The sequence below is a fragment of the Brucella sp. IR073 genome, assembly GCF_049065735.1.
In the GTDB taxonomy this organism is placed as follows: Bacteria; Pseudomonadota; Alphaproteobacteria; order Rhizobiales; family Rhizobiaceae; genus Paramesorhizobium.
In genome coordinates, this window is record NZ_JBAKHD010000001.1 from 296,999 (window position 1) to 322,949 (window position 25,951).

The following is a 25,951-nucleotide window of genomic DNA, read 5'->3' on the forward strand; positions in this document are numbered from 1 at the left end:
TGGCATCTAGCCGAAGGCGGCGTTCAGACCTTCGGATAGCGAGCGGCCATAGAGTAAGTTGTGCCGTTTGCATAATAATCTGGAGAGGTTAAAGTGAAAAACGCGAAAATAATGATAGTTTATGTCGTTGTTTACGACGGTGTAGCCTATTGAAAGCTATAGTCTATCTCGAAAGATCTTGTGATCTGTTCTTTAAGGGAAGGTATGGCGGCGGATGATGAGTAATAGCGTCCTGCTGCTTCTGCTTGTAAGCATCCCTTTTGCGGGCAGCATTATCATCGCTTTCTTCCGGCAGAGCGATCATAATGGCGAGGCTTTTTTCGCCGGGGCGGTCGCTCTTGCCAGTTTGATCATCACTCTCGTGCTTTATCCGGTCGTCCGCGGCGGCGGTGTCGTGCGCGGTGAGCTAAGCTGGCTCCCTGCCTATGGGTTGGATTTCCAGCTGCGCATGGACGGCTTTGCCTGGATGTTCGCCGTGCTAGTGACGGGCATCGGCCTGCTCGTCATCATCTATGCGCGCTATTACATGTCCCCCGCCGATCCCGTGCCGCGCTTTTTCTCCTATTTCCTCGCTTTCATGGGCGCCATGCTCGGCCTGGTGCTTTCAGGCAATCTGGTCCTGCTCGTCATCTTCTGGGAACTGACCAGCATCACCTCCTTCCTCCTCATCGGCTACTGGTACCAGAACGCCGGGGCGCGGGAAGGCGCGCGCATGGCGTTGATGGTGACCGGCTTCGGCGGTGCCGCGCTCTTTTTCGGGGTTGTGCTTCTCGGTCATATCGCCGGCAGTTACGATCTCGACCGGGTGCTTGCTGCCGGCGAAATCATCCGCGAAAGCCCGCTTTTCCTGCCGGCCATGCTGCTGATCGTGCTCGGCGCGCTCACCAAAAGCGCGCAGTTTCCGTTCCATTTCTGGCTGCCCAACGCCATGTCGGCGCCGACGCCCGTCTCGGCTTATCTCCATTCGGCGACCATGGTGGGCGCGGGGGTGTTCCTGCTGGCGCAGCTGTGGCCGGTTTTTGCGGGCACCGCCGAATGGTTCTGGGTCCTCGGCCTTTCCGGCCTTGCTTCGCTCGTCCTCGGCTCCTGGTTCGCGCTGTTCCAGCAGGATCTGAAAGGCCTGCTCGCCTTTTCGACGATCAGCCATCTGGGCCTGATAACGCTGCTCCTGAGCCTCGGGAGCCAGCTTGCCGCCGTTGCCGCCGTCTTCCACATCATCAATCACGCGACGTTCAAGGCCTCGCTGTTCATGGCCGCCGGCATTATCGATCATGAGACCGGCACACGCGACATGCGCCGCCTCCGAGGCCTGTTCCGCTTCATGCCCATCACGGCGACGCTTGCCATGGTTGCGGGCGCGGCGATGGCCGGTGTGCCGCTTCTCAACGGCTTCATTTCCAAGGAAATGTTTTTCGCCCAAACCGTCGCGCTTCACCGCGATAACATGCTTGATGCTGCCGAGCCTTACTTCGCCGTGATTGCCGGCATCTTCACGGTCGCCTATTCGACTCGCTTCATCCACTGCGTCTTCTTCGGGCCGCCGCCGAAGGATTTACCGAGGACGCCGCACGAGCCGCCGCATTGGATGTATATTCCGATCGCCTTCCTGGTGCTCGCCTGCCTTGTCATCGGCATCATGCCCGGCATCTCGGTCGGGCCTTATCTGCGTACCGCCGCCATCGGCGTGCTGGGGGCCGAAACGCCGCGCTTCAGCCTCTCCATCTGGCATGGATTCAACCTGCCGCTCCTGATGAGCGCGATTGCGCTGGCGGGCGGGGTGGCGCTCTATTTCCTCTTGGAGAAATATCTGGCGACGAGCGAGGATGGCCCTCCCTTGTTCCGCCATATCAGGGCGAAGCGCATTTTCGAGCCTGTTCTCGACACGCTGTTCTGGCGTTGGCCGCGCGTCGCCAGACATTGGATCGGCACCCGCCGTCTCCAGCCGCAATTGCGTATTCTGGTTCTGGCGGCACTCGTCGCCGGGGCTTTGCCTTTCTATAATGCAGGTGCCGCCGCCGGTCTGGTGCCGAGGCTCCCCATCGATCCGGTTTTCGCCATGCTCTGGATATTGGGCGGCATCTGCGCGGTCGGGGCTGCGGCCAACGCCACCTTCCATCGGCTGGCGGCGCTGGTCATGCTCGGCGGCGCTGGGCTCGTCACCTGCGTTACCTTCGCTTGGGCGTCCGCGCCCGACCTCGCCATGACCCAGCTCCTGGTCGAGACCGTCACCATGGTTCTCATCCTTCTGGGCTTGCGCTGGCTGCCCAAGCGCCCGGCGGGAGAGGAGATGATGCCGGTCGAGACCGGTTCCCGCATCCGGCGCCATGGCGATTTTCTTATCGCTGCCGTGAGCGGAGGCGGCCTGGCTTTTCTCGCCTATGCGATCATGACGCGGCCGCTGCCGAGCAATATCGGCGATTACTTCATCGAACATGCCTATACGGAAGGCGGTGGGAGGAACATCGTCAACGTCATCCTCGTCGATTTCCGCGGTTTCGACACGTTTGGCGAGATCGCGGTGCTAGGCGTGGTGGCCTTGAGCGTCTTCGCGCTGCTCCGCCGCTTCCGCCCCGCACCGGAAAGCATCGGCGCTCCGCGCCAGCAGCAGATCCAGCATGCCGACGACCAGATGAGGGCAGACCGTCAGCCGGGCGATACGCTTACCGATTATCTCACCGTGCCTTCGGTCATCATGCAATGGCTTTTTCCCGTCATCATCGTCTTCGCGGTTTATCTGTTCCTGCGCGGGCATGATTTGCCGGGCGGCGGCTTTGCCGCCGGTGTCGCGCTGGCGACCGGGTTTATCCTGCAATATATGGCGGTTGGCATTCGCGGCGCCGAAAGCCGCTTGCGCATCCTGCCGCTGCGCTGGATCGCGCTCGGCCTTCTCATCGCCGCGTTCACGGCCATGGGCTCCTGGGTCTTCGGCTATCCGTTCCTGACTGAGTATAAGTACCATCCAGTCCTGCCACTGGTGGGCGAAATCCCGGCGACGAGTGCGCTTCTGTTCGATGTCGGTGTGTTTCTGCTCGTCGTCGGCGCAACGGTGCTGGTGCTGGTCGCGCTTGCGCACCAGTCGGTGCGCAGTCATCGGGCCGCGCATTCCGCAGCGCCTCCTAAGGAGAAACGCCGATGGAACTGATCATCGCGCTTGCCATAGGACTCCTGAGCGCCTCGGGCATCTGGCTGCTACTGCGGCCCCGCACCTTCCAGCTGATCGTCGGCCTGTCGCTGATTTCCTACGCGGTCAATCTTTTCATCTTCGCCATGGGGCGGCTCAAGCTGGGCGCTCCGCCCGTGCTGCCAAACGATGGCCCCGGCGATCCCGCACTTTATAGCGATCCGGTGCCGCAGGCCCTCGTGCTGACGGCCATCGTCATCGGCTTCGCCATGACGGCGCTTTTTCTCGTCGTCCTGCTCGCCTCGCGCGGATTGACGGGCACCGACCATGTCGATGGCAGGGAGCAGAAATGACGGCGCCCTGGCTCCATCATCTCATCGTCATGCCGGTCGTGCTGCCGCTCGTGACCGGCGCGCTGATGCTTCTTTTCAACGAGCGCCGCCACGGGTTGAAAGCAGCGATCAGCCTTGGCTCCGCGACGCTTTTGCTGGGCGTTGCGGTGGTGTTGATGGCCATGGCGGCGAAAAAGGATCTGGCAGCGGACGTTTATCATATCGGCAATTATCGCGCGCCGTTCGGCATCGTCCTCGTGCTCGATCGGCTTTCAGCGTTGATGCTGGTGCTGACAGCCATTCTCGCTATCGCTTCGCTCGTCTACGCCCTGGCGGCCTGGCAGCGGGGAGGGCCGCATTTCCACACTCTCTTCCAGCTTCTGCTGATGGGGTTGAACGGCGCATTCCTGACCGGCGATCTCTTCAACCTCTTCGTCTTTTTTGAGCTGACGCTGGCCTCCTCCTACGGCCTTGTCCTTCACGGCTCGGGCGTCCGGCGGGTCAAGGCGGGCCTGCATTATATCGTCCTCAATCTGGTTGCGTCGGCGCTGTTCCTTATCGGCGTGAGCCTGCTTTACGGCGTGACCGGCACGCTCAACATGGCGGACCTGGCAACGCGCATCCCATTGATTCCCGAGGGCGACCGGGTGTTCGTCGAGGCGGGCGCGGCGCTCCTCGCGCTCGTCTTCCTGATCAAGGCCGGCATATGGCCGCTGGGTTTCTGGCTGACGCCGGCCTATGCCGCCGCCGCCGCGCCGGTGGCGGCAATGTTCGCCATCCTCAGCAAGGTCGGCATCTATATCATCCTGCGGCTGTCGAATCTCTTCTTCGGCACGGGCGTGCTGGCGGATTTCGGCGATCAATGGCTGGTTGCCGGAGGTATGGCGACAATTCTCTTCGGGGCCCTGGGGGTGCTGGGAGCGCGCGGAATCGCGCAGGTGGCCGGTTCCGGCGTGCTCATCTCGTCCGGCACGCTCATTGCCGCCATCGGCGTTGGCGGTGTGCCGACAATGGGAGCCCTCCTGTTCTATATGCTCTCCACGACGTTCGGGGTGGCCGCGCTCTTCCTCCTGGCGGAGCTCATCGAGCGCGGCCGCGATACGGTCGCCGATGTGCTGGACCCATATGACGATGAGGATGAAGACCAGGGCGAGGACGAGGAGCAGGTCGGCCCCGCCATTCCGGCGAGATCAGCCATTCTCAGCGCCTGCTTCGTCATCTGTACGATCGTGCTGATCGGGCTGCCGCCCTTTTCCGGCTTTATCGCCAAATTCCTGCTGATCACCTCCATCCTGAACCCGAACGGCCTCGGCAGTCCGGAGCCGATACCGGCGATGTATTGGGCGCTGGGATTGCTGATGGGCTTTGCCGGACTGGGGGGACTCATCTCCTTGACACGCATCGGCATCCGCAATTTCTGGACGCCGCTGGAGCGCGACATACAGCCCGTCAGGATCGTGGAGATCGCGCCCGTCGTCGGTCTCCTGCTGCTCTGCCTGGGACTGGTGGTGGCGGCGGCGCCGGTCATGCACTACCTGCAGGCGACGGCGCATGCGCTGGATGCGCCCCAGGACTATATCCACAGCGTTCTCTCCCCGCCGCAGCCGGAGGAGAAAAGCCGATGACGCGCATCCTGCCATATCCGCTTCTGGCGTTGTCGCTGTTCGTCATGTGGCTGCTGTTGAACGGCATCTCCACAGGCCAGGCGCTGCTTGGGGCCGTCATCGCCGTTTTTGCCGCCCAGGCCATGCGGGCGCTGGAGCCGTCGAAGCCGCATATCAGACGCTGGCGTCTCGCCCCGGTGCTGTTCGCTCACGTCTTCATGGATGCCGTGAGCTCCAACATCGCCGCCGCGCGGCTTATCCTTTTCTCGAAGAGAGGGCCGAAATCGGCCTTCATGCGCGTTCCGCTTACCCTGCGCGATCCCTCCGGGCTTGCGATCCTGTCCGTTATCCTCAGCGCCATGCCGGGCACGGCATGGGTGGGATATAACGCGCGAAGCGGGGAGCTGCTGGTGCATGTGCTCCACATGGAGAACGAGCGATATTGGCGTGATCTTATCCTTGAGCGCTATGAGCGTCCGCTTAAGGAAATGTTCGAGGAGACGGACGGATGAGCGGTGTCATTCTCTTTTGGTCGCTTCTGGCGGCGCAATTGATGCTGGTCGCCGCGATGGCGCTCGCGCTCATCCGGCTCTTCATCGGGCCGCGGGCGGCAGACCGCGTCCTCGCCATGGACGCCTTCTCTATCGCCGCCATGCTTCTGCTCATCACGCTCGGCATCCGCGACGGCAACATGCTTTATTTCGAGGCGGCGCTGATCATTAGCCTTTTGAGCTTCGTCTCCACGCTGGCGCTTGCCAAATTTCTCATGCGCGGGGAGGTGATCGAGTGACGCACGCGGATCTCCCCCTCTGGTTGGCCCTGCTGACCGGGTTCCTCCTGCTCATGGGCGCCGCCGTCACGCTGATCGGCGCGATCGGCCTCCTCCGCTTCAGGACGTTCTACGACCGTATCCACGCACCCTCCATGGGCGCGGGCTTCGGCGCGGGCGGCATCCTCCTCGCCTCAATCCTGTTTTTCACGGTGCGGGATGGTGGCCCGGTCCTGCAGCCCGTGCTGATCGGCGTCTTCATCATGATCACCACCCCGGTGGCGGTGATGCTGCTCACCCGCGCTGCGCTCCACCGCCATCCGCCAAAAGAAAAGCTCACGAAAACGCGCAAAAGACGCTGATTCCACCCTCTTGCGCATTCCGGTGCTTGCGCTAACCTGCCTCTTGTCAACTGGGGAGGGGGCAATCCGAAATGAGCACGGCGCCGAAACGGGTAGCAGGTAATATTTCCGCTGGCAGCAGCCCAAGCCAGCCCGCATCCTCCTTGAAAGGGGGAGGCGGAGACGGTACATTTGACGGCATGGAAGCGCGTATATCCGCCTTGGAAGCTCTGGCGAAGAGCACGAATGAGAAGCTCGACAAGCTGCTGGATAAAGTGAGCAGCATCGAGGTCGATGTCGCCCGCCTCAGTGGTTTGCCGGAGAGAATAAACAAGGTCGAGGCCAGCCTTTCAAATAGAATCGATAAGGTCGAGGCTGAGCTTTCAAATAAGATAGACAAGGTCGATGCGAAATATGAACGCTACGACGAAAAACTGACGGACTTCAAAGCCGATATCGCTCGGCTCGATGGCCGGGTCATGAATTTGCCGACGACCATCCAGCTATTGGGTTTCGTGGTGGTGATCATCGGGATGGCTGGCTTCTTTAAATATATTGCCCCATAAAATATTCGGTGAGATAGCGAACAAAGATTAATCATGCTCGCCGCGCGGCCGAGCTGTTTGGGCTATCTCACATTTCTGCCATTCGTGAACATCCGTGATTTGGCACGAGGTGGCGGCAACGCTATCCCCTTTCCAAAGTTGGGAGGAACCTCCGGGGTAGGGGGACACAACGCGCCTGCGCCAGCCGCAAACCGCCCCTTATGCGGCGAAATGCCTCTGATAGCCCTGAAATTTTTACAAATTGCTTGCTATCGCGCAAATTGCGGCTTATTGAGATTTCAGAAATTACTGAAATTTCGGAAGAGAGTGTCATGGACCTTCCCCCTATCGTTCAGTCCTTCGTGCTGCATTTCGGCGAAATGGGCAGCCGCTGGGGCATCAACCGCACGGTCGGGCAGATCTATGCGCTGCTCTATGTTTCGCCCGAGCCGCTCTGCGCCGATGAGATCGTAGAGGCGCTGGGCGTCTCGCGCTCGAACGTTTCCATGGGGCTGCGGGAGTTGCAGGGCTGGAACCTGGTGGTGCTGAAGCACCTGCCGAATGACCGGCGCGATTTCTTCACCACGCCCGACGATGTCTGGCAGATCCTGCGCACCCTCGCCGAGGAGCGCAAGAAGCGCGAGATCGACCCGACCATGACGGTGCTGCGAGAAATCCTGATGCAGCGCCCCGCCAGCGAGACCGAGCAATATGCGCAGAGCCGGATGCAGGACATGTATGGCCTCATCGAGCAGCTCACCAACTGGTATGACGATGTCAAGCAGCTGGACACCGACCGGCTCGCCACCCTGCTGGCGCTAGGCGCGAAGGTGACGCGCTTTCTGGAGGCGAAGGATCGCATCGTCTCCTTCGGCAAGGGCCGCCAATCCCGCAAGAAAGACGGTGAAAGCGCGTGACCATTGCTGTCTCCAACGAATTCGCGGCTGCCCCCGAGGCTGCCGCCGAAACCAGCGCGCCTGACGCAGGCCGTGTGAAGTCAAAAATTATCTCTCAATCGTCTCCCAAGACGAAAGCCAGGGCAGGTGCGGTGCTGCAAACCGGCGCCGCCCTGCTCTGGCTGCCGCAGGCGGGGTTGCTGGCCTATGCGCTGGGCCTCGTCATGAAGGGCGGTGCGCTGACGCAGGTCATCTGGATCGCCGCCGCCGTGCTTATGCTTGGCACCGTCCGCGCCGCGCTCGACGCCGCCGGCAGCCGCATCGCTTTCAAAGCCGCTCGGGAGACGCTTGCCGCGCTGCGTGAGCGCGCGGTTGTGGCCCTCATGCACCGCTCGCCGCTCGATAACAGCCGTCCCGCCTCGGGCCTCGCCGCCAGCGCCATCGCCGAGCAGGCCGAGGCGGTCATTCCCTATCTCTCGCGCTTCCAGCCGGTGCGGCAGCGGGTGAGCGTCGTGCCACTTGTCATCTTAGCTGTTGTCCTCTGGTTTTCCTGGGTGGCGGCGCTCATTCTTCTTGTCGCCGCGCCGTTGATCCCGGTCTTCATGGCCTTGATCGGCTGGCGCGCCAAGGCGGCGAGCGAGGCGCAACTGGCGGAGCTTGGCGGCATGAACGGCTTCCTGCTCGACCGCCTGCGCGGCCTTTCCACCATCCGCGCCTTCGACGCCGTGGACCTCACCGCCCGCCGCCTGCGCGGCAATGCCGAAAGCCTGCGCCAGCGCACCATGGCCGTGCTGCGCATCGCCTTCCTGTCGTCGGCGGTGCTGGAGCTCTTCTCCGCACTCGGCGTCGCCATGGTCGCGGTCTATACCGGCTTTCACCTTCTCGGCCAGCTCGATTTCGGCGCCTGGGGCGGCAAGCTGACGCTGCCGGAAAGCGTCTTCATCCTGCTCCTCGCCCCCGCCTTCTTTGAGCCCCTGCGCGACCTCTCCGCCGTCTGGCACGACCGTGCCTCGGGCGAGGCGGCGATGAAGGCGCTGGAGGAATTGGGCGACGAGGGAGTGGCTATGATGGCCGACGTCGCGCCGCACGCCTCATCCGACGCGTGGGCGGATGACGGGAACGCCGCACCGGCTGTCGAACTTTCCAACCTCCGCTTCCGCCACGCCGGGAGCGACAACCTCCTGTTCGACAATTTCAACCTCACCGTTTCTCCCGGCGAACACGTCGCCCTCTGGGGCCCGAGCGGCTGCGGCAAATCCACCCTGCTTGCGCTGATGGCAGGGCTGGTTACGCCTGAAGAGGGGCATATCGCCCTGTGCGGCGTCCCGCTTCTCCCCGAAACGATGGCGGATATCCGTGCCCGCATGGCGTGGGTGGGGCAGAAGCCGCATATCTTCGCCGGTTCCGCTGCGGCCAACATCACCCTTGGGCGCGACGGCGATAAAGTTGACATCGAAGCGGCGCTGGAGGTGGCAAACCTTACTGATGTCGTCAGGAACCGCGCGGCGCTTGGCGAAAGCGGCATCGGCCTTTCCGGCGGCGAGGCGCTGCGCCTGTCGCTCGCCCGCGCCGCCTTCAACACCGAGGCCGCCATCATCCTCGCCGATGAGCCGACCGCCCATCTCGATCACCAGACAGCCTTGAAGGTCACGGACAGCCTGCTCGCGCTGGCCAAAGGCAAGACATTGATCGTCGCCACCCATGATCCGGCCCTTGCCCTGCGCATGGACCGGCTGATCAGGCTGGACGCCGGAAGGAGAGCCTGAGCCATGAACACGATCCGCCATCTTCGCCCGGTTCTCTCTCTTTTTACGCGCGAGCGGCGCGGCATGATGCTTGCCGGCATGGTCTTCGCCACAAGCACGATTCTGGCCGGCATCGCGCTGCTAGGGCTTTCCGGCTGGTTCATCACCGCCACGGCGATTGCCGGAATGTCCGCCGCGACCGCCTTCGCCTTCGATGTCTTCGCCCCCGCCGCCGGCATCCGTTTTCTCGCGCTCGCCCGCACCGGCGCGCGCTATGGCGAGCGGCTCGTCACCCATGACGCCACGCTCGCCGTCCTCGCCGCCCTGCGCGAAAGGCTATTCCGCGCCTGGGCCGCCCCCGGCGCCGCGCATGATCTCCTGATGCGTCCCGCGCGGCTTCTCTTCCGTTTGACCGCCGATATCGATGCGCTGGATTCGCTCTATCTGCGGGTCCTGGTCCCGGCCGGCGCCGCGCTCGCGACGGCGCTGGCGGCGGGGATCGCGTTTTTCCTCATGTCGCCGCTTTTGGGCCTCGCCATCGCCGCGCTGCTGCTTCTCGTGGGGCTCGGCCTGCCGGTCATCGCGGCAATTTCCGCCCAAAAACCGATGCGCCGCCGCGCCAAAGCCGTCGAAGCGTTGCGCGCCCGCACCATCGACCTCGTCGCCGGGCAGACCGAGCTCGTCATGGCCGGGCGTCTCGCCGCCAAGGCTGAAGCTATCGCCTATGCGGACCGCCGCCTGAGCGAAGCCGACGACAGCCTCAACCGCATCGACACGCGCGTTTCCTTCGGCTTCGGCCTCGCGGGGGCACTGCTCCTTTCCGGCACGCTCGTCGCCATGGCCATGCTTGCCGAAAAGGGAACCATCGGCACACCGGTCGCCGCGCTCGGCCTGCTCGTCGCGCTCGCCGCAATGGAGCCCTTCGCCGCCCTACGGCGCGGCGCGATGGAACTCGGCCGCACCGCGCTCGCCGCGCAGAGATTGGGGCCACGACTGACGGAAACGGAACGCTATTCTGGTTACGTGCCGAAGGCGGATGATGGACAGCTCGAAGCGCAAATAGCCGCCCGCCTCGTCTCCGTCACCGCCTGCCATCACGGCGCGGAGACCCCCGTGCTCCATGGCGTCTCCATCGAGATCCAACAGGGCGAAAAGCTGGCCCTCATCGGCGCGAGCGGCGCAGGAAAGTCCACGCTTCTGGCCTTATTGTCAGGCGAGACCGCGCCGCTGTCGGGCACGGTCGAGGCGCTGCCGGCAACGCTCGTCACCCAGCGCACCGAACTCTTCCAGGACAGTGTGCGCGAGAACCTTCTCCTCGCTAACCCCGCCGCCGATGACGCCGCGCTATGGGCGGCGCTCGATGATGCCGGGCTTGCCGAAACCATCCGGGCTCTGCCCCATGGCCTCGACTCCAGGCTGGGGGAGGGCGGAATGGGCCTCTCCGGCGGGCAGTCGCGCCGTCTGGCGCTTGCCCGGCTGTTCCTGCGCGACACGCCGCTCTGGCTTCTCGACGAGCCGACCGAGGGGCTGGACGCGGCGACGGCGAAGGATGTGCTCACCCGTCTCGAGGCAAAGGCGCAGGGGCGGGCGCTGCTGATCGCCACGCACAAGCGACGCGAGGCGGAATGCGCCGGCCGCATCGCCCTCGTCGAGGCGGGAGGGATCGTCGCCATCGCCGACAGAAGCGACCCGGCTTTCGGAACCATGATTTCCAGTTTGCGGGAGGAGTGAACCGCAATGTCCGCGATGCCCATGAGCATGGCGGAGAAGCAAGTCCAAAAGCGGTTTTCCGTCCGGACTTGCGGATAAAGAAGAAAGGAGCGCCGGCCAGCCGGCGAAAAACCCGAATGGAATTCGACATTGTCACGCTGTCGCGGCTGCAATTCGCGATCACAGCGCTCTATCACTTCATCTTCGTGCCGCTGACGCTGGGCCTCTCGGTCCTGCTGGCGATCATGGAGACGGTCTATGTCATGACCGGCCGCAAGATCTGGCGCCAGATGACCAAGTTCTGGGGCACGCTCTTCGGCATCAATTTCGTCATGGGCGTCGCCACCGGCATTGTCATGGAATTCCAGTTCGGCATGAACTGGAGCTATTACAGCCATTATGTCGGCGACATCTTCGGCGCGCCGCTCGCCATCGAGGGGCTGATGGCCTTCTTCCTCGAGGCAACCTTCGTCGGCCTGTTCTTCTTCGGCTGGGACCGCCTTTCCAAGGTCGGCCACCTCGTCGCCACCTATTGCGTCGCCGCCGGCTCCAATTTCTCCGCGCTCTGGATTCTCATCGCCAATGGCTGGATGCAGAACCCGGTTGGAGCGGCCTTCAACCCGCAGACCATGCGCATGGAAATCACCAGTTTCTTCGATGTGGTGATGAACCCGGTGGCGCAGGCGAAATTCGTCCACACCGTTTCGGCGGGCTATGTCGCCGCATCGGTCTTCGTGCTCGGCGTCTCCGCCTGGTATCTTCTGAAAGGGCGGCATAGCGAGCTTGCCAAGCGCTCGATGACGGTTGCGGCCTCCTTCGGCCTTGCCGCCGCGCTATCGGTGGTCGTGCTGGGCGACGAGAGCGGCTATCTCTCGAGCGAGCATCAGAAGATGAAGCTCGCGGCCATCGAGGCGATGTGGAACACCGAGCCTGCGCCCGCGGCCTTCACCGCCTTCGGCTTTCCGGACCAGGAAAAGCGCGAGACGCATTATGCCGTGCATATCCCATGGCTCATGGGCCTCATCGGCACGCGCTCGCTCGACACGCCGATCCCCGGTATCAACCAGCAGGTGGCCACGGCCCGCGACCATATCGTCAAGGGCATCGCCGCCTATGACGCGCTCCAGAAGATCCGCGCCGCGGGCGGCGACAAGGCCAATGTCGCGCCTGAAATCCGCGAGCAATTCGAGAACAACGGCAAATGGCTCGGCTATGCGCTGCTTCTGAAGCGCTATGTCGACGACCCGCGCCTCGCCACCCCCGCCGATATCACCAAGGCGGCCAATGACACCGTGCCGCAGGTCTTCCCGCTATTCTGGACGTTCCGCATCATGGTCGGCATCGGCGTGTTCCTGATCCTGCTGACGGGCACCTTCTTCGTCCTTTCGGCGCGCCGCTCGCTCGACCGTCACCCATGGCTGCTGCGCGTTGCGCTTCTCGCCATTCCGCTGCCATGGATCGCCATCGAGTGCGGCTGGTTCGTCGCGGAGTTCGGCCGCCAGCCTTGGATCATCGAGGGCGTGCTGCCGACAGCCGTGGCGGTCTCCGATCTCGGCGCGGCGAGCGTGCTGGCCACCATCGCGGGCTTTGTCGTCATCTACACAGTGCTGCTCATCATCGAGATGAGCCTGATGCTGAAGGCCATCAAGCATGGGCCGGAACCGGACGACGAGCCCGAGGCGATCCTCATTTCTCCTCACCTCGCTGCGGCGGAGTAACACATCATGATATTAAGTGAACTCATCGACTATGGAACCCTGCGCCTCATCTGGTGGGTGCTTCTGGGCGTGCTTCTCATCGGCTTCGCGGTCATGGACGGCTTCGATCTCGGCGTCGGCATGCTCCTGCCCTTCGTCGGCAAAACCGATGTCGAACGCCGCGTCGTCATCAACACGGTCGGCCCGGTTTGGGAGGGCAATCAGGTCTGGCTCATTCTCGGCGGCGGCGCCATCTTCGCCGCCTGGCCGCCGCTCTATGCGGTGTCCTTCTCGGGCTTCTACCTCGCTATGTTCCTGATCCTCGCGGCGCTGATCCTGCGGCCCGTGGGCTTCAAGTACCGCTCCAAACGTGAGAGCATGCGCTGGCGCACCTGTTGGGATTGGGCGCTGTTCGTCGGCGGCTTCGTGCCCTCGCTCATCTTCGGCGTTGCGGTCGGCAATGTGCTGCAGGGCGTGCCGTTCCGCTTCACCGAGGAAATGCGCATCATCTATGAGGGCAATCTTCTCGGCCTGCTCAATCCGTTCGCGCTGCTATGCGGGCTCCTGTCGGTCATGATGCTCGCCATGCATGGCAGCGCCTGGCTGGCGCTGAAGACGAACGGCATCGTCTCGGCCCGCGCGAGACGGCTCGGCGGCATTGCCGCGCTGCTGACCATCGTGCTCTATGTCGCGGCGGGCGCGATCCTCTGGCAGCATATCGGCGGCTATCGCATCACCAGCGCCATCAATCCCGCCGGCCCGTCCGACCCGTTGTTGAAGACGGTGGTGGCGGAGCACGGCGCATGGTTCACGAACTACACCACCTATTCCTGGCTGCTGATTGCCCCGGCGCTAGGCGTGCTCGGCCCGCTCCTGACCTTCTTCGCGCTGCGCAGCAAGGCGGAAATCCTGCCGCTCTTGACCGGCAAGCTCGGCATTTTCGGCATCATCTCGTCGGTCGGCGTCTCGATGTTTCCCTTCATCCTGCCCTCGTCGATCGATCCCAAATCGAGCCTGACGGTGTGGGATTCATCCTCCAGCCACGGAACGCTGTTCACCATGCTTGTGGTAACCGCCATCTTCCTGCCGCTGATCGTCGCCTATACCAGCTGGGTCTATCACGTGCTCTGGGGCAAGGTGGACGAGGCGGCGGTGACGGACAAGAAGAGCCATTCTTATTGAGAAGGGAGTAGGGGAGTAAGTGAGTAGGGGAGTATGCCGATGCGAAACATACTCCCTTATTCCCCTATTCCCTTACTCCCTTGATGACAAATCAAGGAGACCAACTATGTGGTATTTTTCCTGGCTTCTCGGATTGCCCCTGGCGGCGGCTTTCGCCGTGCTCAACGCCATGTGGTATGAGCTGATGGACGATCAGGCGAAGAAGTGAATAGTAAAAATAGTGAATGGTGAATGGTTGGAATTTCCATTCACCATTTCACCATTCACTACGAAGCATTCAGCGCCGCCAACCGTGACGAGGCAGCTGAGAAACCCTTCAGCGAAATATTGCCGGTCACATCCTTGCCGCCGTTGAACGCGGTCATGCCGATGACCGCTTGCTTGCCCTTTGCCAGCGCGGCCAGCGCCTTGCCATCAAGCGAAAGCGGGGCGATGCAGCCTTGCGGCAGGCAGGTGCTGATACCGGCGCGGGCGAGGTCCGTATCGTCGACCTTCACCTGCACGCCTCTGGAGAAATCGAGCCCGAAGGGCAGCACCAGCGTGGAGTTGGCGATGCCGGTCTTGGCATCGGGCGCACCCAGCGCGATCATCAGCACCATCTGCCCGGTTTTGCTGTCGACCTGCTGCTGTTGCATCTGGCAACTGCGCGTCTTGCCGTCAGGGGCCGGCTGGCAATTGACCATCCAGTCGCCGAACGTCTCGGAAAGCGCGGTCGGGGTGGCGCTCTCGGCCTGCGCGGGCGCGGGCTTGGTGCCGGTCAGGACCAGCGCCGTTCCGGCCGCGGCCATGAGCGCCAGCACGGTCAATCCGAAAGTCACGATTTTTTCTTGTGGAGAGCGGGCTAGTATTGCCATGTCTTTTTCGATCCGGGTTGATTCTTGTTAAATTAAACCTAAAGCATATTGGTATATGAATTATCTATAGGCAAGGTATATACTGTTGTATATTTGCATCGATTAAATAAAAAGCCGGACGCACCTCGCGGCGCGCCCGGCTTATTTCGTGATGATGAGGCGGGTTATTCCGCCGGCTGCAGCGCCGGGCTCGGAAGCGGCTGCCCGCTCATGGCGGCGGCGAGCTTCTCGGTGTCGAGTTCCTTTTCCCAGCGCGCCACGACGATGGTGGCGACCGCATTGCCGACGAGGTTGGTCAGCGCGCGGCACTCCGACATGAAGCGGTCGATGCCGAGGATCAGCGCCATGCCTGCGACCGGAACGGCGGGGACGACCGAGAGCGTGGCGGCAAGCGTGATGAAGCCCGCGCCGGTGATGCCCGCCGCGCCCTTCGAGCTCAGCATCGCCACCAGCAGCAGCAGAATCTGGTCGCCGAGGGAGAGGGGAATATCCATCGCCTGCGCAATGAAAAGCGCCGCCAGCGTCATATAGATGTTGGTGCCGTCGAGGTTGAATGAATAGCCGGTGGGGACGACGAGGCCGACGACCGACTTCTTGCACCCGGCCTTTTCCATCTTCTCCATCAGCGAGGGGAGGGCGGCTTCCGACGAGCTGGTGCCGAGGACCAGCAGCAACTCTTCCTTGATGTAGCGAATGAGCGCCAGGATGGAGAAGCCATTATAGCGCGCCACCGCGCCGAGCACGACGAGCACGAACAGGATCGAGGTCAGGTAGAAGGTCGCCACCAGAAACGCCAGGTTGGCGACGGATTCGATGCCATATTTGCCGATGGTGAAGGCCATCGCGCCGAAAGCGCCGATGGGGGCCGCCTTCATCAGGATCGCCACCAGCTTGAAGATCGGCAGCGAAAGCGCCTGCAGGAAGTTCAGCACCGGCGCACCCTTCTCGCCGGCCATGCCGAGCGCGATGCCGAACAGGACCGAGAAGAACAGCACCTGCAGAATATCGCCCGAGGCGAAGGCGCCGACAATGGTGGTCGGGATGATGTTGGTGAGGAAGCCGGTGATCGTCTGCTCATGCGCCTTTTCGGCGTAGTTCGCCACCGCCTTGGTATCGAGCGAGGCGGGGTCGATATGCATGCCGCTGCCGGGATGGACGACATTCGCCACCACGAGGCCGACGATCAGCGCCAGCGTGGAGAAGGTAAGGAAGTAGATCATCGCCTTGCCCGCGACGCGACCGACCTTGGCAAGATCAGACATGCCGGCGATGCCGGTGGCGACGGTCAGGAAAATGACGGGCGCGATGATCATCTTGACCAGCTTGATGAACGCATCGCCAAGCGGCTTCAGGCTCGCGCCGAGATCGGGGTAATAATGGCCAAGCGCAATGCCGGCGGCAATCGCCACCAGCACCTGAACATAGAGATGGCGGTAAAAAGGCGTTTTCGCGCGGGGCTTCTCCGCGCCGATATGTGTGGGGCTCATGGTTCCTCCATTGCGCAAACCCCGGTCTCCTCGACAGCTCCTCCGCCGATTATTCTCAGGGTCATGAAACAGGCGGACGCTCGGTTGAAGCGCCCGCTTGGATGGTTCCCATGAATGCAATTGCTGTGCCAAAGTTTGGCCATAAGTGTAAATGACTGATTTCATTGAGGGAAATATCGAGAGTGCGAGCGAGGTCTCGTAAGTTTGTGCGATAATCCGCACGAGTGTTCTTGTGTTTTGTCCGGGATTCTGCACTTGTCACGGATTATGAATTACGCCCGTTTGCGCCCAGTCACCCCCCTCTGTCCTGCCGGACATCTCCCCCTCAAGGGGGGAGATTACGCCTTCATCGACGTGTGGCATCAATCACATACATCGCAGAATGTAGGTGGAGGGTCGTATCAGCCAATCTCCCCCCTTGAGGGGGAGATGCCCGGCAGGGCAGAGGGGGGTGAGAGCAGCGGTGCGGCTCGAAGATGAATGTTCGCCGCCCCGCCATCGAATGGAGCATCTTCGCGCTCCTCGCCACCGCCGCGGTAATCGCGACGCTGTGGCTTGCCGGCGATTATGGCCGGACGCAGGCTTATCTGGCGCTCGACAGCCGCACCCGCGGCACTGCCTCGCTCAATGCCGTCGTGCTGCGCACCGTGCTGGAAAAGCAGCGCTCGGTTCCCTTCGTGCTGGCGCAGGATCGGGATATCCGCACCGCACTCGCCTCGAATGACAAGGCTGGGTTCCAGGCGCTCGACCGGAAGCTGGAGGGACTGGTGGACGAGACCGGCGCGTCGGTCATCTACATCCTGAACAGGAACGGCCTCGCCGTCGCGGCCAGCAATTGGCGCTCGCCCACCAGCTTTGTCGGCAATGATTACGCCTTCCGGCCCTATTACCGCGAGGCGGTGAAATCGGGCAGGGCGGAATATTATGCGCTCGGCACCGCCAGCTTGCGCCCCGGCCTTTATATCTCCCGGCGGGTCGAGGGGCCGGATGGCCTGCTGGGCGTCATCGTCGTCAAGCTGGTGTTCGACCAGGTGGAAAGCGACTGGCGTGGCAGCGCCGAGGCTTCCTATGTCACCGACGAGCATGGTGTGGTGCTGGTGACGAGCATTCCGCGCTGGCGCTTCCGCACGCTCACGGACATTCCGCCCAAGGACCAGACGGCGCTGCGCGATACGCTGCAATTCGGCGATGCGCCGCTGACTGTCCTCCCCGTCACGCCGCATTTCGCGACGGGTGGGGGGCCGGACATCGTGCGCGCCGCCCTGCCGGATACGCCCCCGGCGCGCTTCGTCCGCGTCAGCGTGCCGGTGCCGACCACGAACTGGACGCTGCACATGCTCGCTCCCGCCAGTGCGGAGGTTGCCTTGAGCATGCGCGAGGCCCGCTCGCTCGCCATTCTGGGCCTCGCCCCGATCCTTGCGCTGACGGGCTGGCTTCTGCACCGCCGCCAGCGCATCCAGCGCCGCGCCGCGCAGGCCCGGCTTGCCCGCGAGGAGCTGGAAACCCGCGTCAGCGAGCGCACATCCGAGCTTAGCGCCGCCAACAGGCGGCTGGAGCGCGAGGTGGAGGAGCGACAGAAGACCGTGCTGCGCCTGCAGGAAGTGCGCGAGGAATTGGCGCAGGCCAACCGCCTCGCCATTCTGGGGCAGGTGGCGGCGGGCATCACCCATGAGATCAACCAGCCCGTCGCAGCCATTCGCAGCTATGCCGACAATGCCCGCACCTTTCTGGCGCGGAACGACGCGGCGGCGGTCACCGGCAACCTCTCCACCATCGCCGCCCTGACCGAGCGCATCGGCACCATCGCCGACGGCCTCAGGACCTTCTCGCGCAAGGGCACGGGCGGGGTGCAGCCGACCAGCGTCGCCGAGGCGATGGATGGCGCGTTCCTGCTTCTCAATAATCGCTTACGCCAGCAGGGCGTGGAATTCGTCTGCGATATCCCCCCGCCAGACATCCGCGTCATGGGCAACCGCGTACGGCTGGAGCAGGTGCTGGTCAATCTGATGCAAAACGCGATGGAAGCCATGGAAGGACAGGCGGACGGACGCGTCGAGCTTTCATGGGAGCGGCAGGGCGACGAGACGCGCCTCATCGTCGCCGACAATGGCCCCGGCATCCCGCCTGAAATCATGGAGCGCCTGTTCACGCCTTTCGCCACCACCAAGAAGGGCGGGCTGGGTCTCGGCCATGTCATCTGCAACGACATCGTAACCGAGTTCGGCGGTCGCCTCGAAGTCGACAGCGAGCCGGGGCAGGGCACCCGTTTCATCATTCACCTGAAGAGCGTGCTATGACCAACCACGAAATGCGTCCGAAAATTGCCTTCGTCGATGATGACGAGACCGTGCGCCGCGCCAACGCCCAGACGCTGGACCTCGCGGGCTTCGAAGTGCTGTCCTTCGACGGCGCGAAGGCGGCCCTCGCCGGGATCGATGCGGATTTCGAAGGCATCGTCGTCACCGACATCCGCATGCCGCGCATTGACGGGTTCCAGCTTTTCCGAGAACTGAAGGGACGCGACGCCGATCTGCCCGTCATCCTCATCACCGGCCACGGCGATATCGCCATGGCTGTCGAGGCGATGCAGGAAGGGGCATATGATTTCATCGCCAAGCCCTATCCGGCGGAGCGGCTGGTGCAGAGCGTGCGCCGCGCCATCGAAAAACGCCGGCTGGTGCTCGAGAACCGCGCGTTACGCCGCGTGGCGGAAACGGCGCAGGAAGAATTGCCGCTGATCGGCCAGACGCCGTCCATGGAGCGCTTGCGCCGCACGCTCCGTCAGATCGCCGATGCCGATGTGGATGTGCTGGTCGCGGGCGAAACGGGCAGCGGCAAGGAGGTGGTCGCCGAGCTTCTTCACCGCTGGAGCCGCCGCAGCCAGGGCCGGTTCGTGGCATTGAATTGCGGCGCGCTGCCCGAGACGATGATCGAGAGCGAGCTTTTCGGCCACGAGCCGGGCGCGTTCACCGGCGCGCAGAAGAAGCGCGTCGGCAGCATCGAGCATTCGAGCGGCGGCACCCTGTTTCTCGACGAAATCGAAAGCATGCCACCCGCCGCGCAGGTAAAGCTGCTGCGCGTCCTGGAAAAGCGCGAGATCACCCCGCTTGGCAGCAATGACGTGCGCCCGCTGGACCTGCGCGTCGTCGCCGCATCGAAGATCGACCTCGGCGATCCCGCCGCGCGCGGCGATTTTCGCGAGGATCTGTTCTATCGCCTGAATGTGGTGACGGTCTCGATCCCGCCTTTGCGCGAGCGGAAAGAGGACATCCCGCTGCTCTTCGCGCATTTCCTCGGCCGCGCCGCCCAGCGCTTCCACACCGACCCGCCGCCCGTGCCCGACCACGTCCGCCGCCATCTCCTCGCCCATGATTGGCCCGGTAATGTGCGCGAACTCGCCCATTTCACCGAGCGCTTCGCATTGGGCCTGACCGAACCGGCAATCACCGGTACGCCTTCCGGCGAGGAGGCTAAACTATCGCTCCCCGAGCGCGTCGAGCGCTATGAGGCCGAACTCATCCGCGAGGCCCTCGCGGCCAATGGCGGAGATGTCAAGGCGACGATCGAGGCTTTGGGCATCCCGCGCAAGACCTATTACGACAAGCTCCAGCGGCACGGGATTGTTCGCGCGGGGTATGGAGGGCAGAAGTAAGCAGGTTTAATCCTTGCTCACATGCTCCGGCAGGCCCTTGCGCTTGGTCGATGCAAACTCCTCGAGTTCCTTTTCGGTCATCGATTCATACATCGATTTCGAAGCGCCTTTGAGCTCGCTTACCTTCTTTTCATCACGCTTTGCGGCAAGCGCGGCCCCGGCCGCCTCCTGCTGGCTTTTCGATTTCGCGGGCATGGCATACCTCCGAAACTATCTAGGTTCGCCATTCAACGCGTCAGATGTTGAATGGTTCAGATACATCGCAAGTGGTAATTCCGTTGATCCAATTCAACTTTTTGCTAGAATTGGGAACGACGCTCCATAGGTGGAAACATGGCCGGCAATTTGCACGTTCGAAATCTGGACGATGAGTTGATCATGAAACTCAAACTCCGCGCGGCGCGCCATGGCCGGTCGGCTGAAGCGGAGCACCGCGAGATTCTTCGTCAGGCACTGGAAGCAGAAGCGGAGCCTTCATTCGATGAACTGGCCGCCGAGATGCGGAGGCTGACGAGCGGGCGCAAGCATACGCCATCCGAAGTTCTTCAACGCGAAGGGCGTGACGAGCGCTGATGGAAACGTTGGTCATTGATGCCAGCGTGGTGGTAAAATGGGTTGTTGAGGAAGATGACTCCGTCGCCGCTTTAGCTCTGCAGCGAGGAAAACGATTCATTGCGCCCGATCTTTTGATGGCCGAGTGCGCAAACATCCTATGGAAAAAGGCGCAGCGGCGGGAAATAAGCACACAAGAAGCTATTGGTTCCGCCGATATCCTCCGGCGGGCGGAAATTGAACTGGTGCCCACGCGAAATCTTCTGGAGCCTGCCACAAGGCTGGCCATTGAGTTGGGGCACCCTGCTTATGACTGCATGTATCTGGCGGTTGCCTTGCAGCGAAAATTGCGTTTCGTATCAGCTGATAAGCGTCTTTTGCGGGCTATCGAATTAAAGGGGACGGAGGCGTTGTCGGCGCTATGCGTTCCTCTTCACGAGGCCATTTAAAGGGCCATTCGCTTGATTGTCTCCAACACGCGATGCAATATTGCGTGTTTCCATTCTGGAGGAGGAAAATCTAATGTCCTATGTCGATGGCTTTGTCCTGGCTGTGCCGAAGGCCAACCGCGAAGCGTTTCGGAAGCTGGCAGAGGATGCGGCGGTGGTCTTCAGGGATCACGGCGCGTTGAGCGTTGTCGAGTGCTGGGGCGACGATGTGCCTGAGGGCGAGGTTACCTCGTTTCCCATGGCGGTGAAGTGCGAGCCGGATGAAGTGGTGTGCTTCTCCTGGATCGTCTGGCCTTCGCGCGAGGCGCGCGACGAGGGAAACCGGAAAGTGATGGAAGACCCGCGCATGAGGATGCCTGACGGCAGCGCGCCCTTTGACGCCAGGCGCATGATCTATGGCGGCTTCACGCCGATCGTCGGCGATCCGGCTCTGGCAAGGGGATAGTGTCCCAAAAAAACAACACCCGCCGCGGGAGGAGGTGCGGCGGGTGCTATTTGTAAAGGCCGGCTTGGGAGGAGGAGGTGCCGGCCTTTTATCGCGGGGGTCTGGGAGGAGGAGGTGACCCCGGCGATATCTCTATAATTCTCTGCGCATGGGACGAGCCATGCGGCTAAACTTAGCGAGCGACGGCCTTGCGGGCGACGTAGGGGATTTCGGCGGGAAGGATGCCGAGATCGTTCAGTTCGCGGGTCGAAAGGCGGCTCAGTTCATTTACGGTCGCGCGGTAACGGCGCCAGTTGTTGTAGGAGCGGATCAGGTTCATTTCTCTCACCTAGACTTCGTTCGTTCGTTTTTATGTGAGCCACATATAGCCTCGCGTCGCAAAAATGTGCAGAGGCGATTTTGCATGGCTGCCTTGCAAGAAATGCTCTGAGGCCTTTGATTTCTGACATTTTTTCGTCATCATCCTCCCCTTGCATCGCATATTGCGGCGCAATATGGACGCGCCTCGGTCATTCTCACGGAATTTGAGATCAGCAACAGTTTTGGTGGGACCGTAAAGGGTCCCCTCCAGCGCCGTTGTTCTAAATGGAAAGGGCGAGGCATGGATTCCTGTGACAAGCACAGGAATGACGGCAGGTTTACTGTTGGCAGCTAACCTCGGCTCTTTCCGCTTGCTGGGAACGGTTGTCGGTGGCGCAGAAGCATTTCCACCCCGTCATTCCTGTGCTTGTCACAGGAATCCATGCCTCGCCCGCTCCGTCGGAGCTACGGTGCCAAATGGAGCCCAAGCGATCCCATCAAAACATGAACGTCCCCAGCCAAAAAAAGAGCCGGACTTGCGAAAGCCCGGCTTCAAGTTTTGAAGGTGCCCATTCGGGCAAAACCTCCAGAGGGGAACACTTGCCGCGCGCAATGGGAGGAGACGCGCCTGCAAGTGACGCTGATATGGAGAAGGCTTTTGTCATCTTCAAGCCCTCAGGCAAAAAATTTTGTGCAGCGCGATGAAAATGAGGGCAGTAGGGCGGTCTGTGAAAGATGCCCTACATAAACATACTTACCTACTGCCTTATTGCCCTGCTGCCTTAGCCCGGATAAAAGGTGACGAAAATACGAAGGCTTTTGCCGGGTGGCGGATATGCTCGTACCTTTTCTCATCATGCTGCGTGAGGGCGTGGAGGCGGCGCTGATCGTGGGCATCATCGCCAGTTATCTCCGGCAGACAGGACGGGGCGCGTGGATGCCGGTGGTCTGGATCGGTATCCTCCTCGCGCTGGCCCTGTCGCTCGCCGTGGGCGCGGGGCTGCAATTTGCCAGCGCCGAATTCCCGCAGAAGGCGCAGGAGCTTTTCGAGGCAGTGATCGGCTTCATCGCCGTTTTCGTGTTGACCTCCATGGTGTTCTGGATGCGCAAGGCCGCGCGCTCCATCAAGGCCGAACTGCACCATTCCATCGACGCGGCGCTTGAGACCTCCACCAACAAGGGGCTGGGGCTTATCGCCATGGTGTTCTTCGCCGTGGCTCGGGAAGGGCTGGAATCGGTGTTCTTCCTCCTCGCCGCCTTCCAGCAGAGCGACGGCATGTCGGGTCCCCTGGGCGCGCTTCTCGGCATCCTCGTCGCCATCGCCATCGGCTATGGCATCTATATTGGCGGGCTTAGGCTCAATCTGCGCCGTTTCTTCCGCTGGACCGGAATCTTCATCCTCTTCGTCGCCGCCGGCATTCTCGCCAATTCGGTCAAGGCGCTGCATGAAGCGGGGCTTTGGAACCATCTGCAACAGGTGGTTTTCGATATGAGCGGCGCGCTGCCCCTCGACAGCCCGCTGGGCTCGCTGTTGTCAGGCATGTTCGGCTATATCGACACGCCGACCGTCAGCGAGCTTGCGGCCTATATCGCCTTCCTCCTCCCCGCGCTTTTGCTTTTCCTGGCCCCGCCTGCGTTAGGCGCGCCGAAGGCGGCAAGCGCCGGGCACCATTCGTAAAACGGGTTGGGAAATGCCTGATAACAAGACCATCGACTCCATGCCGCGCCTCGTCATCCGCGCCGGGCTGGGGCTTGCCATCGTGCTCTTCGTCGGCGCCGGCGTCGCCTTCTATTATGCCTCGAAGAAGGCGAACGAGGCGCGGCGGGCCGCCGGGGGCGAGGCGGCAGCCGTCACCATCACCGACAAGGCCTGCGACCCGAACGAGCTGACCGTGCCGGCGGGCCGTGCCACATTCGAGATCGTCAACCGCTCGCAGCGCGCGGTGGAATGGGAAATTCTCGACGGCGTCATGGTGGTGGAGGAGCGCGAGAACATCGCGCCCGGCTTCAGCCAGCGTCTCACCGCCCGCCTTGAGCCCGGCGAATATCAGATGACCTGCGGCCTTCTCAGCAACCCACGCGGCAAGCTCACCGTCACGCCCTCCGCCAGCGCTTCCGCGGACAGCGCCCGCCCGCAACTGACCGCCTTCATCGGCGCTCTGGCCGAATATAAGCTCTATCTGGCCGCGCAAACCGATGCGCTGGCCAAGGCGGTGAGCGATCTGGCCAATGCCGTCAAGGCGGGCAATCTCGACGCGGCGAAAGAGCTTTACGAGCCTGCGCGCGAGGCCTATGCCCGCATCGCGCCGGTTTCGGAGGTCTTCGCCGACCTCGACACCGCCATCGACGCCCGCGCCGATTATTTTGAAAAGCGCGAAGCCGACCCGGCTTTCGGCGGGCTCCACCGCATCGAATACGGCCTTTTCGCGCAAGGAAGCACCGAAGGGCTCGCCCCGGTGACGGACAAGCTCGTCGCCGATGTCGCTACCCTGCAAGGCCGCGTCCACGCCATGCGCATCCTGCCGCAGAAGATGCTGGGCGGCTCGGCTGCGCTCCTGGACCGCTTCGCCGGCGAGACGCCGGGGCAGGAGCAGGACCGCTACGCCCATACCGACCTTGCCTCCTTCGCCGCCAATCTCGAAGGCGTGCGCAAGATCGTCGATCTCTTCCGGCCGGTGGCTGTCAAGGCCGACGCGACGCAGGTCAATGCGGTCGACAAGGATTTCACGCAGCTTGGTGCGACGATGGATGCCTTCAGACAGGGGGACGGCTTCATCGCCTTCGACAAGCTTGACGATGCCGGCAAGGTGCAAGTGAAAGAGCAGGCCGCGCAACTGGCCGCCGATCTCGGCAGGCTCCGCGACGCTTTAGGGTTGAACTGATGGACGAGATACATTCAGACGAAAAGAACGCGCCCGCCTCTCCGGCGCGGCGCAAGCTTCTCCTCGGCGCGGGCGTAGGCGCCATCGCCGGCCTCATGCCGCAAGGGGCAGGCGCCACAGTGTTGCCCAATGACAGCGTTACCAACGCGCCGGAAAGTGACAAGATTGGCGAGCGTCAGCCTTATTTCGGGCCGCATCAGCCCGGCATTGTCACGCCGCGCCCGGCAGCCGGCATGGTCGCCGCCTTCGACGTGCTCGCGCGCGACCGGGGCGAACTGGAAAAGCTCATGCGCACGCTGACGGAGCGCATCTCCTTCCTCATGCAGGGCGGCAAGGTGCCCGAGCTCGACCCGAAATTCCCGCCGCCCGATTCCGGCATTCTCGGGCCGGATATCATGCCCGACAATCTGACGGTGACGGTCGCGCTGGGCTCGTCAATGTTCGATGACCGTTTCGGCCTGAAACCGGCAAAGCCCAAGCATCTGACCCGCATGACGAAGTTCCCCAACGATGCGCTGGACAAGAACCTTTGCCATGGCGATATGCTGATCCAGTTCTGCTCCAACACGCCCGATACCAATATCCACGCGCTGCGCGACATCGTGAAGAACACGCCGAGCCTTCTCGTGCTGCGCTGGAAGCAGGAGGGCAGCGTGCCGGCGCAGCCGCCGGCGCGGGCGAACGAGAGCGCGCGCAATTTCCTCGGCTTCCGCGACGGCTCCGCCAATCCGGACTCCGGCGACGAAGCGCTGATGAACAAGATCGTCTGGGTGCAGAAAGACAGCGGCGAGCCGCAATGGGCTGCGGGTGGCACCTATCAGGTGGTGCGCATCATCAGGAATTTCGTCGAGCGCTGGGACCGCACGCCTCTTCAGGAGCAGGAGGCGATCTTCGGACGGCGCAAGAACAGCGGCGCGCCCTTCGATGGCAAGACGGAAGCGGACGTGCCCAACTATGCCGCCGACCCCGAGGGTAAGGTGACGCCGCTCGACTCACACATCCGCCTGGCCAATCCGCGCGACGCCAATGCGGCGCAGCACCTGATCCTGCGCCGCCCGTTCAACTATTCCAACGGCATCAGCAAATCCGGCCAGCTCGAGATGGGCCTCCTCTTCATCGCCTTCCAGGCCGATCTGGAAAAGGGCTTTATCACAGTGCAGAAACGCCTCGATGGCGAGCCGCTGGAGGAATACATCAAGCCGATCGGCGGCGGCTTTTTCTTCGCTCTGCCCGGTGTGCGCGATGAGAAGGATTATCTGGGACGGTCGCTGCTGGAGGCGACGGCGTGAACGTAAGCGCCCTCCTTCCCCCTTGCGGGGAAGGTGCCCGCGTTAGCGGGCGGATGGGGGTGGTGACGCTTGGCGCTGTTGCTGGAGACAGTGGCGTAT

At 62.6% G+C, this 25,951-nt stretch carries 25 protein-coding genes; 21 read left to right on the forward strand and 4 right to left on the reverse strand.

The window, feature by feature from the left end; translation table 11 throughout:
- The first annotated feature begins 214 nt into the window (after nucleotides 1-214).
- The 13 genes from ACOWVG_RS01435 (at nucleotide 215) to cydX (ending at nucleotide 14,150) form a co-directional block, all read left to right on the forward strand.
- Nucleotides 215-3,142 carry a monovalent cation/H+ antiporter subunit A gene (locus tag ACOWVG_RS01435; protein WP_420959676.1) on the forward strand — a complete coding sequence of 976 codons (2,928 nt, stop codon included), beginning with the start codon at nucleotides 215-217 and terminating at the stop codon, nucleotides 3,140-3,142.
- A complete protein-coding gene (locus ACOWVG_RS01440) occupies nucleotides 3,133-3,474 on the forward strand; it encodes a Na+/H+ antiporter subunit C (RefSeq protein WP_420959677.1) in 342 nt (113 codons plus the stop codon). The genes ACOWVG_RS01435 and ACOWVG_RS01440 overlap by 10 nt, the downstream gene beginning before the upstream one ends.
- Nucleotides 3,471-5,078, forward strand: coding sequence for a monovalent cation/H+ antiporter subunit D (locus ACOWVG_RS01445; RefSeq protein WP_420959678.1), 1,608 nt, complete (start codon nucleotides 3,471-3,473; stop codon nucleotides 5,076-5,078). Before ACOWVG_RS01440 ends, ACOWVG_RS01445 begins: the two co-directional genes overlap by 4 nt.
- Nucleotides 5,075-5,569 (forward strand): Na+/H+ antiporter subunit E, encoded by a 495-nt coding sequence (locus ACOWVG_RS01450; protein WP_420959679.1) that lies wholly within the window; start codon nucleotides 5,075-5,077, stop codon nucleotides 5,567-5,569. The genes ACOWVG_RS01445 and ACOWVG_RS01450 overlap by 4 nt, the downstream gene beginning before the upstream one ends.
- Nucleotides 5,566-5,847 (forward strand): K+/H+ antiporter subunit F, encoded by a 282-nt coding sequence (locus tag ACOWVG_RS01455; RefSeq protein WP_420959680.1) that lies wholly within the window; start codon nucleotides 5,566-5,568, stop codon nucleotides 5,845-5,847. The genes ACOWVG_RS01450 and ACOWVG_RS01455 overlap by 4 nt, the downstream gene beginning before the upstream one ends.
- A gap of 53 nt (nucleotides 5,848-5,900) precedes the next feature.
- Nucleotides 5,901-6,188: a monovalent cation/H(+) antiporter subunit G gene (gene mnhG / locus ACOWVG_RS01460; RefSeq protein ID WP_420960148.1), complete on the forward strand. Its 288-nt coding sequence runs from the start codon at nucleotides 5,901-5,903 to the stop codon at nucleotides 6,186-6,188.
- Between the two features lie 71 nt (nucleotides 6,189-6,259).
- The gene (locus ACOWVG_RS01465; protein ID WP_420959681.1) at nucleotides 6,260-6,733 is read left to right on the forward strand and encodes a hypothetical protein; all 474 of its coding nucleotides are present in this window, start codon (nucleotides 6,260-6,262) and stop codon (nucleotides 6,731-6,733) included.
- A gap of 311 nt (nucleotides 6,734-7,044) precedes the next feature.
- Nucleotides 7,045-7,629: a GbsR/MarR family transcriptional regulator gene (locus ACOWVG_RS01470; RefSeq protein WP_420959682.1), complete on the forward strand. Its 585-nt coding sequence runs from the start codon at nucleotides 7,045-7,047 to the stop codon at nucleotides 7,627-7,629.
- Between the two features lie 74 nt (nucleotides 7,630-7,703).
- Nucleotides 7,704-9,374 carry a thiol reductant ABC exporter subunit CydD gene (gene cydD / locus ACOWVG_RS01475; protein ID WP_420960149.1) on the forward strand — a complete coding sequence of 557 codons (1,671 nt, stop codon included), beginning with the start codon at nucleotides 7,704-7,706 and terminating at the stop codon, nucleotides 9,372-9,374.
- 3 nt (nucleotides 9,375-9,377) lie between these two features.
- Nucleotides 9,378-11,084: a thiol reductant ABC exporter subunit CydC gene (gene cydC, locus ACOWVG_RS01480; protein ID WP_420959683.1), complete on the forward strand. Its 1,707-nt coding sequence runs from the start codon at nucleotides 9,378-9,380 to the stop codon at nucleotides 11,082-11,084.
- A 116-nt stretch (nucleotides 11,085-11,200) separates the two neighbouring features.
- Nucleotides 11,201-12,781: a cytochrome ubiquinol oxidase subunit I gene (locus ACOWVG_RS01485; protein ID WP_420959685.1), complete on the forward strand. Its 1,581-nt coding sequence runs from the start codon at nucleotides 11,201-11,203 to the stop codon at nucleotides 12,779-12,781.
- 6 nt (nucleotides 12,782-12,787) lie between these two features.
- Nucleotides 12,788-13,942, forward strand: a complete 1,155-nt coding sequence (gene cydB / locus ACOWVG_RS01490) for a cytochrome d ubiquinol oxidase subunit II (protein ID WP_420959686.1) — start codon at nucleotides 12,788-12,790, stop codon at nucleotides 13,940-13,942.
- Nucleotides 13,943-14,048: 106 nt separating this feature from the next.
- Nucleotides 14,049-14,150 carry a cytochrome bd-I oxidase subunit CydX gene (gene cydX, locus ACOWVG_RS01495; protein ID WP_420959687.1) on the forward strand — a complete coding sequence of 34 codons (102 nt, stop codon included), beginning with the start codon at nucleotides 14,049-14,051 and terminating at the stop codon, nucleotides 14,148-14,150.
- A gap of 58 nt (nucleotides 14,151-14,208) precedes the next feature.
- Here cydX and ACOWVG_RS01500 read toward each other — a convergent pair whose 3' ends face one another.
- Both ACOWVG_RS01500 and ACOWVG_RS01505 read right to left on the reverse strand, forming a co-directional pair.
- Nucleotides 14,209-14,760, reverse strand: a complete 552-nt coding sequence (locus tag ACOWVG_RS01500; protein ID WP_420959689.1) for an invasion associated locus B family protein — start codon at nucleotides 14,758-14,760, stop codon at nucleotides 14,209-14,211.
- A 200-nt stretch (nucleotides 14,761-14,960) separates the two neighbouring features.
- Nucleotides 14,961-16,283 carry a dicarboxylate/amino acid:cation symporter gene (locus tag ACOWVG_RS01505; RefSeq protein WP_420959690.1) on the reverse strand — a complete coding sequence of 441 codons (1,323 nt, stop codon included), beginning with the start codon at nucleotides 16,281-16,283 and terminating at the stop codon, nucleotides 14,961-14,963.
- Nucleotides 16,284-16,759: 476 nt separating this feature from the next.
- On the opposite strand from ACOWVG_RS01505, the gene ACOWVG_RS01510 reads away from it, so the two are divergent.
- Nucleotides 16,760-18,580, forward strand: coding sequence for a sensor histidine kinase (locus ACOWVG_RS01510; RefSeq protein WP_420959691.1), 1,821 nt, complete (start codon nucleotides 16,760-16,762; stop codon nucleotides 18,578-18,580).
- A complete protein-coding gene (locus ACOWVG_RS01515; protein ID WP_420959693.1) occupies nucleotides 18,577-19,935 on the forward strand; it encodes a sigma-54-dependent transcriptional regulator in 1,359 nt (452 codons plus the stop codon). The genes ACOWVG_RS01510 and ACOWVG_RS01515 overlap by 4 nt, the downstream gene beginning before the upstream one ends.
- Before the next feature lie 6 nt (nucleotides 19,936-19,941).
- On the opposite strand, the gene ACOWVG_RS01520 is transcribed toward ACOWVG_RS01515, so the two are convergent.
- Nucleotides 19,942-20,130: a DUF3008 family protein gene (locus tag ACOWVG_RS01520; protein ID WP_420959694.1), complete on the reverse strand. Its 189-nt coding sequence runs from the start codon at nucleotides 20,128-20,130 to the stop codon at nucleotides 19,942-19,944.
- Between the two features lie 138 nt (nucleotides 20,131-20,268).
- On the opposite strand from ACOWVG_RS01520, the gene ACOWVG_RS01525 reads away from it, so the two are divergent.
- The 3 genes from ACOWVG_RS01525 to ACOWVG_RS01535 all read left to right on the forward strand — a co-directional run bounded on the left by ACOWVG_RS01525 (nucleotide 20,269) and on the right by ACOWVG_RS01535 (nucleotide 21,381).
- Nucleotides 20,269-20,508 (forward strand): FitA-like ribbon-helix-helix domain-containing protein, encoded by a 240-nt coding sequence (locus ACOWVG_RS01525; RefSeq protein WP_420959695.1) that lies wholly within the window; start codon nucleotides 20,269-20,271, stop codon nucleotides 20,506-20,508.
- Entirely contained in the window at nucleotides 20,508-20,936 is a 429-nt protein-coding gene (locus ACOWVG_RS01530) for a type II toxin-antitoxin system VapC family toxin (RefSeq protein WP_420959696.1), read from the forward strand. Before ACOWVG_RS01525 ends, ACOWVG_RS01530 begins: the two co-directional genes overlap by 1 nt.
- 73 nt (nucleotides 20,937-21,009) lie before the next feature.
- Nucleotides 21,010-21,381, forward strand: a complete 372-nt coding sequence (locus ACOWVG_RS01535; RefSeq protein WP_420959698.1) for a DUF1428 domain-containing protein — start codon at nucleotides 21,010-21,012, stop codon at nucleotides 21,379-21,381.
- Nucleotides 21,382-21,553: 172 nt separating this feature from the next.
- Here the strand turns inward: ACOWVG_RS01535 and ACOWVG_RS01540 are convergent, their stop codons facing one another.
- Entirely contained in the window at nucleotides 21,554-21,700 is a 147-nt protein-coding gene (locus tag ACOWVG_RS01540) for a DUF1127 domain-containing protein (protein ID WP_188820319.1), read from the reverse strand.
- A gap of 816 nt (nucleotides 21,701-22,516) precedes the next feature.
- Here ACOWVG_RS01540 and efeU point away from each other — a divergent pair.
- Genes efeU through efeB form a run of 3 tightly spaced genes read left to right on the forward strand, consistent with a single transcriptional unit; the run spans nucleotide 22,517 to nucleotide 25,852 of the window.
- Complete coding sequence (gene efeU, locus ACOWVG_RS01545) at nucleotides 22,517-23,359, forward strand: iron uptake transporter permease EfeU (RefSeq protein ID WP_420959699.1); 843 nt, start codon at nucleotides 22,517-22,519, stop codon at nucleotides 23,357-23,359.
- Nucleotides 23,360-23,372: 13 nt separating this feature from the next.
- On the forward strand, nucleotides 23,373-24,563 hold the full coding sequence (gene efeO, locus ACOWVG_RS01550; protein ID WP_420959700.1) for an iron uptake system protein EfeO: 1,191 nt from the start codon (nucleotides 23,373-23,375) through the stop codon (nucleotides 24,561-24,563).
- Nucleotides 24,563-25,852 (forward strand): iron uptake transporter deferrochelatase/peroxidase subunit, encoded by a 1,290-nt coding sequence (gene efeB / locus ACOWVG_RS01555; RefSeq protein WP_420959701.1) that lies wholly within the window; start codon nucleotides 24,563-24,565, stop codon nucleotides 25,850-25,852. Before efeO ends, efeB begins: the two co-directional genes overlap by 1 nt.
- Nucleotides 25,853-25,951 lie beyond the last annotated feature (99 nt).

What these genes read in the sequence shown, in the direction of transcription:
- ACOWVG_RS01435 (WP_420959676.1), top strand. Translation starts at nt 215, where the DNA reads ATGATGAGTAATAGCGTCCTGCTGCTTCTGCTTGTAAGCATCCCTTTT.
- ACOWVG_RS01440 (WP_420959677.1), top strand. Translation starts at nt 3,133, where the DNA reads ATGGAACTGATCATCGCGCTTGCCATAGGACTCCTGAGCGCCTCGGGC.
- ACOWVG_RS01445 (WP_420959678.1), top strand. Translation starts at nt 3,471, where the DNA reads ATGACGGCGCCCTGGCTCCATCATCTCATCGTCATGCCGGTCGTGCTG.
- ACOWVG_RS01450 (WP_420959679.1), top strand. Translation starts at nt 5,075, where the DNA reads ATGACGCGCATCCTGCCATATCCGCTTCTGGCGTTGTCGCTGTTCGTC.
- ACOWVG_RS01455 (WP_420959680.1), top strand. Translation starts at nt 5,566, where the DNA reads ATGAGCGGTGTCATTCTCTTTTGGTCGCTTCTGGCGGCGCAATTGATG.
- mnhG (WP_420960148.1), top strand. Translation starts at nt 5,901, where the DNA reads ATGGGCGCCGCCGTCACGCTGATCGGCGCGATCGGCCTCCTCCGCTTC.
- ACOWVG_RS01465 (WP_420959681.1), top strand. Translation starts at nt 6,260, where the DNA reads ATGAGCACGGCGCCGAAACGGGTAGCAGGTAATATTTCCGCTGGCAGC.
- ACOWVG_RS01470 (WP_420959682.1), top strand. Translation starts at nt 7,045, where the DNA reads ATGGACCTTCCCCCTATCGTTCAGTCCTTCGTGCTGCATTTCGGCGAA.
- cydC (WP_420959683.1), top strand. Translation starts at nt 9,378, where the DNA reads ATGAACACGATCCGCCATCTTCGCCCGGTTCTCTCTCTTTTTACGCGC.
- ACOWVG_RS01485 (WP_420959685.1), top strand. Translation starts at nt 11,201, where the DNA reads ATGGAATTCGACATTGTCACGCTGTCGCGGCTGCAATTCGCGATCACA.
- cydB (WP_420959686.1), top strand. Translation starts at nt 12,788, where the DNA reads ATGATATTAAGTGAACTCATCGACTATGGAACCCTGCGCCTCATCTGG.
- cydX (WP_420959687.1), top strand. Translation starts at nt 14,049, where the DNA reads ATGTGGTATTTTTCCTGGCTTCTCGGATTGCCCCTGGCGGCGGCTTTC.
- ACOWVG_RS01505 (WP_420959690.1), bottom strand. Translation starts at nt 16,283, where the DNA reads ATGAGCCCCACACATATCGGCGCGGAGAAGCCCCGCGCGAAAACGCCT.
- ACOWVG_RS01510 (WP_420959691.1), top strand. Translation starts at nt 16,760, where the DNA reads ATGAATGTTCGCCGCCCCGCCATCGAATGGAGCATCTTCGCGCTCCTC.
- ACOWVG_RS01515 (WP_420959693.1), top strand. Translation starts at nt 18,577, where the DNA reads ATGACCAACCACGAAATGCGTCCGAAAATTGCCTTCGTCGATGATGAC.
- ACOWVG_RS01520 (WP_420959694.1), bottom strand. Translation starts at nt 20,130, where the DNA reads ATGCCCGCGAAATCGAAAAGCCAGCAGGAGGCGGCCGGGGCCGCGCTT.
- ACOWVG_RS01525 (WP_420959695.1), top strand. Translation starts at nt 20,269, where the DNA reads ATGGCCGGCAATTTGCACGTTCGAAATCTGGACGATGAGTTGATCATG.
- ACOWVG_RS01530 (WP_420959696.1), top strand. Translation starts at nt 20,508, where the DNA reads ATGGAAACGTTGGTCATTGATGCCAGCGTGGTGGTAAAATGGGTTGTT.
- ACOWVG_RS01535 (WP_420959698.1), top strand. Translation starts at nt 21,010, where the DNA reads ATGTCCTATGTCGATGGCTTTGTCCTGGCTGTGCCGAAGGCCAACCGC.
- ACOWVG_RS01540 (WP_188820319.1), bottom strand. Translation starts at nt 21,700, where the DNA reads ATGAACCTGATCCGCTCCTACAACAACTGGCGCCGTTACCGCGCGACC.
- efeU (WP_420959699.1), top strand. Translation starts at nt 22,517, where the DNA reads ATGCTCGTACCTTTTCTCATCATGCTGCGTGAGGGCGTGGAGGCGGCG.
- efeO (WP_420959700.1), top strand. Translation starts at nt 23,373, where the DNA reads ATGCCTGATAACAAGACCATCGACTCCATGCCGCGCCTCGTCATCCGC.
- efeB (WP_420959701.1), top strand. Translation starts at nt 24,563, where the DNA reads ATGGACGAGATACATTCAGACGAAAAGAACGCGCCCGCCTCTCCGGCG.